Below are 13,441 nucleotides of genomic sequence, written 5' to 3'. Positions count from 1 at the left end.
TAACAGGAGAATACAATGACTGCATCTTTAAACCGCGTTCAATTAATCGGTAATCTCGGCGCTGATCCTAAAAGCATCACCGGAAAAGACGGACAATCTTTTGTCACTGCCACTTTGGCTACCAATGAATCATTCAAAAAAAGTGATGAATGGCAAACCAGAGTGGAATGGCATCAACTGGTGCTTTTTGGAAAACTGATCAAAGTAGCTGAATATTTAAAGAAAGGCTCGCAAGTATACCTTGAAGGTAAACTGCGTTCTAATCAATGGACTGACAATGAAGGTAAGACACATCAAACGTTAAGCGTCGTCGTCAATCATATCCAGCTACTCAGTCACTCCAAATCTGCTGATGAATCTAGCAACAAGACCGCAGAGCACCACATGGCGCAAATGCGTGAAATGTTGCAAACCGATTCAGAAGAAATTCCGTTTTAATCATACCCTACCACGGGAGTAAGCTCCCGTGTGGGATTGCTCCCTTAATACAAGGAAATAATCCCATGGACACCCCTTCAATCTACGTCGCGTGTTTAGCCTCATACAACAATGCCATCCTGCATGGTGTTTGGATAGATGCCACACAAAGCGAAGATGACATTATGGAAGAAATCTGGGAAATGCTGGATAACAGCCCTGAGCCCAATGCTGAAGAATATGCCATACACGATTATGAAGGATTCGGCAGCATCAAAATCCATGAGTACGAGTCAATAAGTAATATTGTGGAGTATGCTTCATTTATTCAAGAACATGGAGAGCTAGGCTTAGCCCTTCTCTGCGATTATTCGGTAGAAGATGCACAAACCATGTTGGAGGATCATTACCAAGGTTGCTATGATTCAGAGGTTGATTTTGCCAGACAGTTATTTGATGACTGTTATGCCCATCAAATACCGGATAGTTTGAGCTGCTATTTTGATTTTGAGGCTTTTGCTCGGGATCTTTTTATTAGTGATTATTGTTCGGTAAAGTTTGGTAGACAGGCATATATTTTTTCAATCTATTAAGCCCCTCTTTGGGGCATCTTTTTTAATACTTTAAACTCTAAAATCACTTTGCAACTTCTATTGGGTTTTAAAAAATTTATGTTATAGGCTGTTGGTCCAATTGTTACAATAATCGATTATTTATCTCGAAATGAACTGAAAATGGGTTCTGGTGTATTTATAATTTTATCCGCAATCCTCCATGCAGCATGGAATACATTTGCCAAACGCAATTCAACACCCTATTACGAAGTATTGGGAATTATGAGTTTTGCAACTGTATTCTCGCTTGTATTTATTCCTTTTTTCTCTGGTCCATTGTTTAAAACATCTGATTCCTTTTTATGGGCACTAACCTCTGGTTTATTTGAAGGAGGTTATATAATCACACTCGCTATTAGTCTTAGTCAGTCTTCACTTGGGAAGGCCTACATTATTATGCGAGGAAGCGCCATGGTAATTGTATGGTTTATTTCGGCATGTTTCCTTGGTGAAAATATAAATTTATCTAATGTCATAGGTGTATCATCAGTTCTTTTTGGATTGATACTTACAAGCAAAACTTTTAACCCCGTTCAATCAAGGCAATTATTGTTTCCGGTTTTATGTGGCATCTGCATTGCTGGTTATCATTTATGCTACGGTCGTTCTTTAGCATATGGTGCAAACCCAGCTGCACTCTTTTCTGCAGCTTTATGGATTGCTTTACCTTGTGTTTATCTTTTGATGAACAAAGAACAAAAACAAGTATTCAAAGATCAAATTAAATCCAATTGGAAAATAACTTCTCTAGGAGGAATTATAAGTGCGTTGTCCTTCTTGCTATTTTTAATCGGATTGCGTCATTCTGAAGCTGGACTAGCCCTTACTCTTCGTAATACCTCAGTGGTATTTGCGCAAATATTTGCTTATTTTATTGGTGAAAAGATTTCCCAATATCAGTGGATTGGAGCCTTCCTAGTAGCTTTGGGCGCTAGCTTAATTTATCCATATTAAAAGTGCATAAATCTAATGATCATTTGTCTTCTATAAGTTGACAAAAAATTCTCTTCAAATACTCTATAGAGTTATTAGCGCTAGCACTTAGTTGCAGTAGATAAGCATTTTCATTATCCCACCAAAGGGCATCATGTGGTCCATAACACTCATGAACACTGGCAATGTATATATTACTCGAAATCATATTACTCTTCGGAGTTAAGACAGTTAAGTTAAAACCACTATACCCACTAAATGAGTTCATATTAGGCAATCTAGAAAGTGCTGGTTTCTTTATTGAAAAAGAAAGCTTATTAAAAACACGAAACCACGCGATTTGATTTTTCTTTCCATTCTTCGGAAACAGGACAAATTGAATTTCTTCTATTTGATTTCCCTTACCATAAATAATTTGACTATCCAGACTGAAATCTAAGTTAAGCTGGTTTAAATACTTTATATTAAGATCCGGTTTGCTGCTTCTAAGAATATTATGTAAAGGCCATCTTAAATTCCATATACTTGAAGGTGGTTTATATTCATTTCTATTAATACATGCATTTTCTAGGCATTTGTTGTAACGAGACCAATAGGATAGTTCAAAAAAATTCTTTTTTAAGATTTCAGTTGATGATGGAAGAGGAGAAAAAAATTTACAAAGTTCCAAGAACTCTTCATCGCTCAAATTTCCTTCAAGAAGACGAAGTTCAATATTAGTTCCATGAGATAAAAAACTTAATGTTTTCGATTTTGAATAGTCATAACCAATCCAACAAATATTTTCCTGATTCAATACGTGGGGTTTCATTTCCCAAACCCAATGATCGTAAAGAGCAGCGTGATCTAATGTTGATAAAGGTCCAAAGTCATACAAAAATTGCTTACATCTTAAGAGAGCATTTTTATACTTAATGTAGTAGTAATAGGAAGAGAAATGAGCCGAACACCAAGAAGACCATTTTTTAAATTGATAATGGCTTGGTTGTTCATTATAAGGAATATCCTCTACTCTAAGTTTAAAATTAGATAAAGCTGCCTCATCAGAATTGGGTATCGAAATAACAAAATTTACTTTTTCCTGAGCTAGTGTAGGTGTGATTTCATGCACTAAATTCATTTTATAATTCCAAGCATATTAAGATTGATAGTATCAATAAGTTGGCCGGACTAAACTAATACAAATAATTCTTAGATTGAATCTTCTTTTTCTGCCTCTTTCGTTTCATGTATTTTCTCATTACTCATAAAAAAACCCGTTATTGATGCTCTAACATGATTACCGGCTGCATTTTCTACTTTTTTTATGCAGTGCAGAATATTATTTTTAAAAATAACCAACCTATTGGGTTTTGGGACAATATAATATCCAACTCCATCATCGGCATATTTATTCAATTCAGCGCTATTTAGATGGTATCCTACTTTTTTCTTCTTATTGTTGATTAACGTCACTTCGGGATAATCGAAATCAAGTTGAGGAGTAGAATTTATTAGTAATTCAGCTCCCCAATTTATGTCCCAAATTGGATGGCAGTAATATACATAGGCTCCTGAAATTTTATACTTACCATCAGTATGCCAAGAAAGTCCTGATCCTCTAGGATATAGATAAGGTCTAGCATAGAAAAAATCCCAATCTCTATCCTTGAAACCAATTAAATGAGAATAATCAGCGGAGCTTGCAATTAATTCATTTATAAATAAATCAATAGTTTTGTTTGTAGGGTAAACTTGCTCTGTTGTGCAAGCTTCCGGCCTAGGATGAGAAATAGTAACGCTGCCCCATAGAGGAGATCCATCCTCAAGACTAAAAGCATTTACCCATTTAGAAGAGTGAACAAACTTGAATTTTTCAGTTTGAATAAAATTCCAAATTTTTTCAAAAGATGGTTGCTCCAGGAAATCATCAATGACCGCGAGAACATCATTGTTAAAAACTAATTTCATATCAATATAAAACTATAAAAGGAGATACTTATATCTCCTTTATTTACCAAGGCATATATTCATCCTTATCTTCGTCGGCATCAATTCTATTAGAATAATATACGTTCATAACATCTCCTTATTAATATCCTTGAATAACAGTATTGGATTATAATTTTATTATTTCATCAAGACAATCATATTAAGGAGTGTTTTTTTACACTATGATCTATATAAACTCACAAAATGATCATTTATATTGTATTTTGTTCTCATTTAAACCGAACTTATGGTTTTAGAAAATTATAGGGTTCGTGTTAGGGTGCTCTGCGAATGATTAAAGCTGCTCCTAATTGGGAAAGAGCCAGAATACCTAATGTTATTTTGATATCAATTAATGTCTATTAATTACATTTCAAAACTGGTACCAAAAACGGTACCAATTTTTTCAATTTTTAACTTTCTATTTGTAACTCATTGATTTTACTATGCCGCTGAGAGGAGTCGAACCTCCGACCTCTTGATTACGAATCAATTGCTCTACCAACTGAGCTACAACGGCATAAAGAAAAGTATACTTAAGATTGCTTATGTTGCAATACCACTCCTAAGGTCCAATCGATATTCTTGCTATTTGGCATGAAATTAACTTTCTGGTAACTCTTAAGTCCATAGCCGTGAACTAACAAAGCATAAAGGTAGGAAGGTAACATGCAGTAGTTGAACACCATGAGGTTATCAGGATAGAGCACTTCAAGAGTTGACCATTTTTGATGGCAAATATTTTGATCTGCATAGGAAATAAGATCACGATTGGTAAAATATTGATTGTCCAGAGAAAACAGTTTGTCATTCAGCATAAAGGTAATGCCGCCCAAAATATACCATTTCTCAATAGGGTTAGCGGCTAAAACCGATTTAATCTTTCGGCTCACAGAATGAACGCTATTGACTAAAATGGCAATTTCATCTTTGCAAGCATAGGCATCGCCTCGAGCTTGGCGCCCGCTTGGCAGTTCGTATTCCTCTGGAAAGCAGAATTTTAAATCAAAAAACTGATGCCCCATCTCATTCTGACCAAGACCAAGAAAACTATGAGAGAAAACCGTAAATTCCTTGCCGTAGAGGCGAATTGTGGTTGTATGCTCATGATCCATAAAAGATGGATTTACAACAGGAATAACAATCTGAACAGATGCTCCGCCAATATCCATCACACCAGCTAAAGTTTGGGGTTCTTGTTGAAACAGGTTTAATTGATAATTGGTTGCGAGCCAGGCAAAAATACCCTCCTCTGTACCAGAAATCGTTCTTGCAGTTACAAGTCGCCAGTAATACTGCCTGTCAAACCACTCAGCTACCAATTGATTGACGTTTCTGTGGTGAGTTTTAGGCAACAATCTCATGCCTGCTGTGGAGTAAAAATAAACTGGCATTAAAACAGCTGGAGCATCTGAAAATAGCTTCTCCATGTAGGCTGAAACCGATTTGTTTTCATGCTCAATTGTAGGCAATCCGGGAACGGCTTTTCGGTTCCAAATCTCTCTAATTGCAATGGGTGTGTTTGTTTCATCCAAATCATAGGCATAAATATGTAATCGTGAACTGGAACTTCCAGCATCAATTACCGCAATGCAATGATGATTGATACAATCGGATTTGTCCGCATAAGCAGATAAAGGCAAAAACAAAGAGATACAAATTAACACGATCCATCGCAACATAGTCTTTCCTTAATTCACCTCAAATAACGCATTTATCCTACATTAATTGTTTTTTTTGGTCAAAACAGGAACTGAATTTGCGAATAAAAGCGAGACACCTGGAAATCCATATCAATCTGAAACTCATTTTTCCATCAAAATGAAGAAAGGTAAAAAAATAAAAATTAATGAAATTGTTTCTTTTAAAAGTTCAAAATTTATGCTATAAACGCGAAATTTTTCATTTTGGGGCGTCATTATTAGCTACTTCCATATAGCAAAAATGAGAGTTATCAATAAGATGAAAAATATTTTTTAATCTGGAGCAGTTTTAAATTTATATGGATAAATATAACATTAGCTCTATTATTTTTTACTAACATAGTGAGAAAAAACAGCCCGTGAAGACTAATATTCCAACCCTATCAAAACCCATTAAAGACAGTGGTTACAGACGAGGTTTAAAAGATCGTCATGTCCAACTGATTGCACTAGGTGGAATTATCGGCTCTGGATATTTTTTAGGAACCGGTGAAGTAATTAATCTTGTTGGCCCCTCTGTGTTTATTGCCTATTTACTTGGTGGGTTAATTATTTACCTAACCATGTTATGTATGGGTGAATTAGCAGTCGCCATTCCAATTTCCGGCTCTTTTGTTACTTACACTTCTGATTTTATATCCCCAACTGTCGCTTGCGGTGTCGGGTGGTCATATTGGATTACCTGGGTCGCCTATATCCCCGCAGAATGTGTTGCGGGAGGGATCATAATGGAATTGTTTACTGGGGTGAGCGGTTACATATGGGTGGTTTGCTTCGGATTAATTATTACCTATATTAACCTTGCTAAAGTCGATACGTTTGGTGAAATTGAATTCTGGCTCGCCTTAATTAAAATTATCTCATTACTCGCCTTTGTTTTCCTGGCAATACTAATTTTCTTTGGACTCATTCATGGATCAGAACCACCCGGTATAATAGGATTTAAGTACCTGTTAGGCGATGGAGGTCTGTTACCTAATGGGGCAATGTCGTTGTTGACAGCCATGGTTCTTTTGCTGGTTAATTATCAAGGATCTGAAATCATAGGACTTGCAGCGGGAGAATCTGAAAACCCTGCCCGAATGATCCCTCACGCCATCCGTAATGTTACTTTCAGAATCCTGTTTCTCTACATCATTCCAGTATTTTGCCTGGTTTTAATTTTTCCCTGGCAAAAGGCTGGGTTATCTAACTCAGTCTTCGCTGATGCGCTTAATTTCTACGGCCTGAAATGGGCAGGAGCAGTAACGAGTTTTGTCACTCTGTCTGCAACCTTATCCTGCGCTAATTCCGGATTTTATGGTGCTGTGCGTTCTTTAAATGCTTTGGCACGTGATGGTATGGCTCCACATGTTTTAGCCAAATTTAATCAAAACTCTGTTCCTCAGAACGCCGTTATTGCCACACTGATTGGAGTTTGGATTCTTTTGGGTGTGGGTTACTTTTTTGGTCAAACGAAACTCTATATCGCTTTATTATTAGTATCCGGTTTTACTGGAACGCTGGCTTGGCTTTCTTTATGCATTGCTCAAATCAGCTTTAGAAACCGTTTGTATAAAGCCGGTTACTCCATTAAAGATCTCCGTTATGTAACACCTTATTCACCCTATACCGGAATTCTTGCTGTCATTTTGATGGTTGGCTCCTTATTTTTCTTACTGCTAAATAAAGATCCCATCTATAAATTATCATTTATTATTGGTGTGGTGAGTTTCATTATACCCGTCATTATCTATAAGGTCTTTGATTTATCCAAGGTTAGGAAAAAAGCTTTGCATGTGAAAAGTCGGGTGAAATTTCAGGATTTATTTCCGCCACAGTAACTTAAACATTGCTTTTTGAAGTGTTTTCTGGCGTGCAGAATTCATTTTGCATGCCAGACTCATAAAGTCACAGCAATTACCTGCATCAATCAAAAATATTGTTATATATCAAGCTTTATCTCTGTTTCAGGAGAATGAAAATGCTCTTTAACCAATTGATAAAACAGGATTTTAACCTCTGGAGTGATAGTTACAGGAGAAGTCAATAATTTATCCATGTCAGGGGCAATCTGTTTCTTTGCAAATAAGCCTGGCCATTTGTTTGAAATAGACAGAAGCGGGATTTGGTTTTCTTTCTCTGAAATTGATACCTCATCCAGCTTAAATTGATGAGTTATAAATTCGACCATTTCAGCTAAACATTGGCAGTCTTTCACACATTTGTTGTAATCAGTTAACCGTGATTTAAAATAAGATTGCATATCCAGTTCCGTACACCCTAGCAGCAAGGGGCTTTTAACTTGAAACAACCTCATTAACACTTCAATTTCAAAAATACAGGCATTTGCTTCAGTATTGGGAATTTTGGCAGCCACATTAAAAGCATGACCAGTTTCATGAACAATAGCACCAATAATTTTGATCGCCGGCTGGGAAAGCAAATAACTTTTAAAAACTATTGTTTTGTTTTCAACCCATTTTTCATGGGTTGTACGCATTAACTTGTATGTTTTAGAATTTACAAAAATTGCCGGATTATTACCTACCCCTAAAAACGCACTGGGAGGGACAACATCGATTTCCAATTCAGGGATTAACCCATTAGTACCATTATCAAGTCCATCTTTACCCAACTTCCTACATTCCGAAATAAGTTTTTGTATATGCTCCAAACTTACCATAATACCCCTCCTTATTGTAAGAAATCCCTGCGATCATAAAGAAATCAAAGATAGCAAACTGATCAAAATATGCTTCACATCAGACCATTATTTGGTATTGAAATTATTCAGTCAAGATTTTTTATGAATTATATGAATATACTTTCTTCTTTAAGGTGAATTTGAGGCATTTCTGATACTTTCATTTACTTAATGAAAGTAAATTCTTGAGTTAATAAAAACTTTATACATGTAGTTAATTATATTAACTATAAAAACTGTCCTATTAAATTGAAAATCTATATGAAAAAACTGAAAAAAATGGGCTTCATTATTTGAATTAAATATTTGAAAACAGTAATTTTTCTTAACAAAATCCATACATAATTTACTAAATGGAAACTTTTACATGGCAATACCTTGAATTTTTTACCCATTATTGATACTATTTGGACAATTAATTGTCTTTTATCAAGGTAGGTATAAAAATGGGTGGCTTAACTAGCGAGCAATATCATAGTCAAGTAGTCGGTAAAATCGGATATATCGCCAGATGCATGCAAACTATAGATCCTGAAAATAATTTGAAAAAAATAAGGGAAGATTACCAAGATGTATTGATATGGGCAGAGAAAAATTATCGTTTTGAGGAAATATTGGAAGCCAGCAAATCTGGAAAATGCCCTAATGATCTGGATGCATTAAGTCGACGATCGCTAATACTCCAAGAATTGCTGCGGCTTGTTTCATCAATTAGTCCCTTTAAAATGAAATTAGACCTGATTGAGTCTCAATATGAGAAAATGAAGCAGCATGTGAATTTATGGAAAAGTGATTACCATGTAAAACTAAATCAACTGAATCAATTAACAGATTACCTCAAAAATGCAGCACCAACTCCTAAAAATAATTTTCTAAGAGCAATGACCTCTGTATTGCAGATGCAGATAGCCCAATATGGGATTACAGAAGATAATGAAGGCATCAACCAGTTGTTTAAACTGGGATTGCATTTGCTCGCAATGGCTAACGAAAAAATAGATGAACAATATCACCTGTTTAAAGGGTATGTAAAAGATCAGCCTGAAGAATCTCCTTTTGAAGGTATTTTGCCTGCGGAAGACCAGAAAATTTTAGTTAAAACTATGATAGATTATGCAATGCCGAAGCTTTCAAGCAAGGTTTTACAAGATAAATTATCGGCACTATCCAGTTCTGATGTATTAACAAAAACATTACTTGATAGCATCGACAGAATTGTTAAAGAAAACGAAAAATTAAATGCTTTAAGCAAAGTCAAATTAGGTAAATTTGGCCTGGATATCAGGGAAATTGAAGTGATTTACTCTCAAGCTCTGAAAATATCACCACAAGATGCTTTGCAATATACTGCTCAACAATGTGATGCCCAATTATTAAGCATGGCATTTCCTGATTCCCAAAATTACATTATTGAATCTATATCGAACAAAAAGGTCAAGACCATTGCAGAGCTAATCCATAGTAAAGAATTTATTTATCAAATTATTAAGACAGAAGTTTTTAAACAAGTTGATCCTAATGAGAAAATTCGACTACAAGCTGCGACAGAATTGTATCAGCTTCTTGGGAGAATAATGGATAAACAGATTAATCTTTTTACCAAGATGAATCTCGAACAAATTAATGAATATATTCAAACCAAAACCAAAGCAATCCTGGACAAAATTCCTGAAAGAGTTGAGTTATTAACTTTTATGGGCTTTGAAATTCCAACTTTCAAGGGAATTGAGACACTTATGACCGACATCTCCCATTCTCAGGATAATGAAACTCTGGCGATAGCCCAAGAATTTTATACAAATATAAAAAATGCAAAGAACCAATTGTTGGGTGATAAACTGATTGAAGACATTACTCCACAGGATGTAGAGAAATTTTTTAATCAATGTAGTCAATACGGTTCAGAAGCAGCTGAAAAGTTAGCTGACAATCGTCCGGTATTGACAAAAATAGCCGATATTTTGACAGCCATTGCCCGTTGGGCGATTAGTTTAATAGGTTTCAATACGCCACCGCAGTTTTTGGCTCCAACCAGAACCTGTGTGGATCAGGTATCTGATGAAATCACTAAAATTAAACTCAAACTTGAAGATACTTTGGGAAGCTTGCAAAAAGTACAGGAAGAAAGCCTAAGCCTTTAATAACGATTAAGTCCATAATAAAAAATTCTTGATATAAGAATTTACCTGTTATCAGAGATGTTCTCCCGGATTACAGCTTTCCTGCAATCCGGAGCGCTCTTTATAATGAGATGATGCATCATATACCTACTAATGGGTCTGGTGGTTAGCACAGATTTTACCCCTCCCTCCCCCCAGCAATCTTCCGCGAAATGCACCACCATACTACCTAAGCTCATGGGGCGAGAGAGAGCAGATCGAAGTGAAATTAAAATCCCCGCTCAATTCAAGATTAAATGTTCACTAAAAATTTAGGGATATTGACTTAGTATTCACCACAACCCAATTGGTATTGTTACTGTCATTTTGAATAATTATAAATCGAATGCTACCTTTTAAATATAGGTATATGAGTGGAGCAGATATCATGACCTGGTCAAGTAGTGAACAACTTGAGGAAGAATACCTTAACGCAAGGAGAGAGTATTGTATGACAATGATGGCCGTACACGACAAAGCAAGGGCATTGCTGAGTGAAACTCCAATAGATGAAAACATGAAGCAAGCTATAATAAAATCAAGCGGGGTAAAGATTCGGCCTAACGAAACACAAGATGAATTCGATGAGCGCTTCGAGGACGAAATGGGTTTAACGATAGATGACTACGTTGATTTTGCGCTTGATGTATTGGAAAAAAAATTGGAACCCGCAAAGCAGAGTATTGTAGCTGCTGCAAATAAAGAACTTGGTTCTCTTACTTCTGGACAATCTGGTTCGGCATGGGAAGATTTTCAACATACGATCCACGAGGGAGCAGAATATAAAACTATAGAAGTGGCTAAGTGTCTCCCTGAGTCTGAGCGTTGCATACAAGCCTTTAATCAGGCTAAGCTGGCATTTCGTGATGCAGCCACAAATTTAATACATGCGGAGAAACTGGATGAACCGGAAGAACCAAATCACGGCCCCAGGTTCTAAAACAAGGGCCCGGGAAGATGTAAGAAGCTAAGAAATTCTTTTGCTGTTTTTCATTTTACCATCAAATTATGAGAAAATAGCGTTTCAAAATCAACATAAGTAATTGACATAACACAATCTTGATTTACCAGATTAGGTCTATTGCTTAAGCTTCAACCATAGGTTCCAATTGAAACTCAGGCACCAGACTTTTTAACAGAACAAGCAATTCTTCATCCTGATGCTCAATACAAGCTGCCTGCAACATTCGCATGGTTTGTGTCAAATCATTCCAATCCAGTTCACGAAACCTTGCTTTGAATAGTTTTTCATGTTTTGTTGAAGTTAACTGTTCAGTCTCATGAAACAACTCTTCATACATTTTCTCGCCAGGACGCAACCCTGTATATTCAATCATGATGTCTCTTCCCGGTTCTTTGCCTGCCAAGCGAATCATTTGCTCTGCAAGATAACTGATTTTAACCGGCTCTCCCATATCCAGGACAAAAATTTCACCGCCCTCCCCATTCACCATCGCTTGCAAAATCAATTGGCATGCTTCCGGTATAGTCATAAAATATCTTTGCATATCGGGATGGGTCACAGTCAGTGGCCCCCCCTCCTGCAACTGTTTTTGGAACAAAGGCACCACACTACCAGCTGAACCCAAGACATTTCCAAAACGAACCGTAATAAACTGGGTTTTAACTCGTGTATTTAAATTCTGACAATAAATTTCAGCGACTCTCTTGGTAGTTCCCATTATATTCGTTGGATTCACTGCTTTATCAGTGGAAATTAAAATGAACTTCTCAGCTCCGAATGTCACACTGGCTTTGGCAACAACCTGAGTACCTATGACATTATTAAACACAGCAACTCGTACTTGATGCTGAAGCATGGGAACATGTTTGTATGCAGCCGCATGAAATACAATTTCAGGTTGAAACCGACGAAATAAGTGATTAATCGCAATTTCGTCTGTCACACTGATTAAACTCAATTCAACGGGAATACCTGGAAAACTCTTTAACAACTCCTGTTCAATGCGATACAGGTTAAATTCACTATTCTCAACAATAGCTATGCTCGCAGGCTCTAAAGCCATAACCTGACGGCACAATTCCGAACCGATTGAGCCACCACCGCCTGTAATCAATATGCGTCTTCCTGCGATTGAACGAGCAATTTTTTCCCATTCGAGCGTCACTTGATCCCGACCCAATAAATCCTCAATATTCACAGGCCTCAGCGCATTCACTTCAACTCGACCCGCAGCCAGGGCTGAAATACTGGGTAAAGTACTAAAAGGCACATGGCTTTGTTCACAAAGCGTTACAATTCTTCGCATGGTTGCCGATTTGGCAGAAGGTATGGCAATGAAAATCAAATCCACGTCGTACTGATTGACTAATTCGGTAATTTGGTTGGTCGTTCCCAGAACCCGCACTCCATGAACTTCTAATCCTCTCTTGCTTTTATTGTCATCTACAAAGCCTATTGGCCGATAATAACTGCTTCTTTTCAAATCACGCACCAAGCCTTCACCAGCCTGCCCGGCACCAACCACCAAAACTCTTTTCGTTTCCAATTCCCTGTTTCCTCTGCCAGGCTTATCCCAATGCAGACGGATTACCAACCTTCCCCCGCAAAGGATGGTAGCCAGGATAATGCAATACAAAGGAAAAACTGATCTGGGCAGGTGCTGAAGAATTGAAGTCAAGTAAAAAACAGGGATTACTAAAACCATTGCTGTGATAGTAGCCTTCAGTATCCTGATGACATCATTCAGAGAAGAGAAACGCCATAATCCTCTGTAAATTTTAAAATAATAGTAACAACTAATCTGAACAATTGATAATAAAGCTAAAGCAATAAAAGAATGGGTGGATGTCAGGCTGCTGGGATATGGCTGCATGTTATAGCGCAACCAGTAAGCGGCATACCAGGCAACTGGTATTGCAGCCACATCAAACAAAATTACTGGGAGTTTTGCAATGATTTTTTTTGTCAATATGATTATTTTTTGCATTATAAAA

General features: G+C 36.8%; 11 protein-coding genes and 1 tRNA gene. 6 read left to right on the top strand and 6 right to left on the bottom strand.

Annotated features, from left to right (window positions below; translation table 11 throughout):
• Positions 1-15: 15 nt before the first annotated feature.
• The 3 genes from LPG_RS04850 (at position 16) to LPG_RS04840 (ending at position 1,985) form a co-directional block, all read left to right on the top strand.
• On the top strand, positions 16-438 hold the full coding sequence (locus LPG_RS04850; protein WP_010946711.1) for a single-stranded DNA-binding protein: 423 nt from the start codon (positions 16-18) through the stop codon (positions 436-438).
• Between the two features lie 65 nt (positions 439-503).
• Positions 504-1,010: an antirestriction protein ArdA gene (locus LPG_RS04845; protein WP_010946710.1), complete on the top strand. Its 507-nt coding sequence runs from the start codon at positions 504-506 to the stop codon at positions 1,008-1,010.
• Between the two features lie 141 nt (positions 1,011-1,151).
• Positions 1,152-1,985 carry a DMT family transporter gene (locus tag LPG_RS04840; protein WP_025862396.1) on the top strand — a complete coding sequence of 278 codons (834 nt, stop codon included), beginning with the start codon at positions 1,152-1,154 and terminating at the stop codon, positions 1,983-1,985.
• 19 nt (positions 1,986-2,004) lie between these two features.
• Here the strand turns inward: LPG_RS04840 and LPG_RS04835 are convergent, their stop codons facing one another.
• The 4 genes from LPG_RS04835 to LPG_RS04820 all read right to left on the bottom strand — a co-directional run bounded on the left by LPG_RS04835 (position 2,005) and on the right by LPG_RS04820 (position 5,617).
• Positions 2,005-3,084: a hypothetical protein gene (locus tag LPG_RS04835; RefSeq protein ID WP_010946708.1), complete on the bottom strand. Its 1,080-nt coding sequence runs from the start codon at positions 3,082-3,084 to the stop codon at positions 2,005-2,007.
• A gap of 71 nt (positions 3,085-3,155) precedes the next feature.
• Positions 3,156-3,914, bottom strand: a complete 759-nt coding sequence (locus tag LPG_RS04830) for a 2OG-Fe(II) oxygenase (RefSeq protein WP_010946707.1) — start codon at positions 3,912-3,914, stop codon at positions 3,156-3,158.
• A 468-nt stretch (positions 3,915-4,382) separates the two neighbouring features.
• A tRNA-Thr gene (locus LPG_RS04825) sits at positions 4,383-4,455 on the bottom strand.
• A 16-nt stretch (positions 4,456-4,471) separates the two neighbouring features.
• Complete coding sequence (locus LPG_RS04820; RefSeq protein ID WP_010946706.1) at positions 4,472-5,617, bottom strand: multidrug DMT transporter permease; 1,146 nt, start codon at positions 5,615-5,617, stop codon at positions 4,472-4,474.
• Between the two features lie 380 nt (positions 5,618-5,997).
• Between LPG_RS04820 and LPG_RS04815 the strand changes: the two genes are divergently transcribed.
• Complete coding sequence (locus LPG_RS04815) at positions 5,998-7,461, top strand: amino acid permease (RefSeq protein ID WP_010946705.1); 1,464 nt, start codon at positions 5,998-6,000, stop codon at positions 7,459-7,461.
• A 101-nt stretch (positions 7,462-7,562) separates the two neighbouring features.
• On the opposite strand, the gene ravK is transcribed toward LPG_RS04815, so the two are convergent.
• Positions 7,563-8,303 (bottom strand): Dot/Icm T4SS effector RavK, encoded by a 741-nt coding sequence (ravK, locus tag LPG_RS04810; protein WP_010946704.1) that lies wholly within the window; start codon positions 8,301-8,303, stop codon positions 7,563-7,565.
• Positions 8,304-8,743: 440 nt separating this feature from the next.
• Here ravK and sidK point away from each other — a divergent pair, with 440 nt between their 5' ends.
• Both sidK and LPG_RS04800 read left to right on the top strand, forming a co-directional pair.
• Positions 8,744-10,465, top strand: coding sequence for a Dot/Icm T4SS effector v-ATPase inhibitor SidK (gene sidK, locus LPG_RS04805; RefSeq protein ID WP_010946703.1), 1,722 nt, complete (start codon positions 8,744-8,746; stop codon positions 10,463-10,465).
• 364 nt (positions 10,466-10,829) lie between these two features.
• Positions 10,830-11,423 carry a lpg0967 family Dot/Icm T4SS effector gene (locus LPG_RS04800; RefSeq protein WP_010946702.1) on the top strand — a complete coding sequence of 198 codons (594 nt, stop codon included), beginning with the start codon at positions 10,830-10,832 and terminating at the stop codon, positions 11,421-11,423.
• 145 nt (positions 11,424-11,568) lie between these two features.
• Here LPG_RS04800 and LPG_RS04795 read toward each other — a convergent pair whose 3' ends face one another.
• Positions 11,569-13,434, bottom strand: coding sequence for a polysaccharide biosynthesis protein (locus LPG_RS04795; protein WP_161503191.1), 1,866 nt, complete (start codon positions 13,432-13,434; stop codon positions 11,569-11,571).
• Positions 13,435-13,441: the final 7 nt, after the last annotated feature.

This window comes from Legionella pneumophila subsp. pneumophila str. Philadelphia 1 (assembly GCF_000008485.1).
In the GTDB taxonomy this organism is placed as follows: Bacteria; Pseudomonadota; Gammaproteobacteria; order Legionellales; family Legionellaceae; genus Legionella; species Legionella pneumophila.
This window is presented reverse-complemented; position numbering and strand designations above follow the sequence as displayed.

What these genes read in the sequence shown, in the direction of transcription:
- LPG_RS04850 (WP_010946711.1), top strand. Translation starts at nt 16, where the DNA reads ATGACTGCATCTTTAAACCGCGTTCAATTAATCGGTAATCTCGGCGCT.
- LPG_RS04845 (WP_010946710.1), top strand. Translation starts at nt 504, where the DNA reads ATGGACACCCCTTCAATCTACGTCGCGTGTTTAGCCTCATACAACAAT.
- LPG_RS04840 (WP_025862396.1), top strand. Translation starts at nt 1,152, where the DNA reads ATGGGTTCTGGTGTATTTATAATTTTATCCGCAATCCTCCATGCAGCA.
- LPG_RS04835 (WP_010946708.1), bottom strand. Translation starts at nt 3,084, where the DNA reads ATGAATTTAGTGCATGAAATCACACCTACACTAGCTCAGGAAAAAGTA.
- LPG_RS04830 (WP_010946707.1), bottom strand. Translation starts at nt 3,914, where the DNA reads ATGAAATTAGTTTTTAACAATGATGTTCTCGCGGTCATTGATGATTTC.
- LPG_RS04820 (WP_010946706.1), bottom strand. Translation starts at nt 5,617, where the DNA reads ATGTTGCGATGGATCGTGTTAATTTGTATCTCTTTGTTTTTGCCTTTA.
- ravK (WP_010946704.1), bottom strand. Translation starts at nt 8,303, where the DNA reads ATGGTAAGTTTGGAGCATATACAAAAACTTATTTCGGAATGTAGGAAG.
- LPG_RS04800 (WP_010946702.1), top strand. Translation starts at nt 10,830, where the DNA reads ATGCTACCTTTTAAATATAGGTATATGAGTGGAGCAGATATCATGACC.
- LPG_RS04795 (WP_161503191.1), bottom strand. Translation starts at nt 13,434, where the DNA reads ATGCAAAAAATAATCATATTGACAAAAAAAATCATTGCAAAACTCCCA.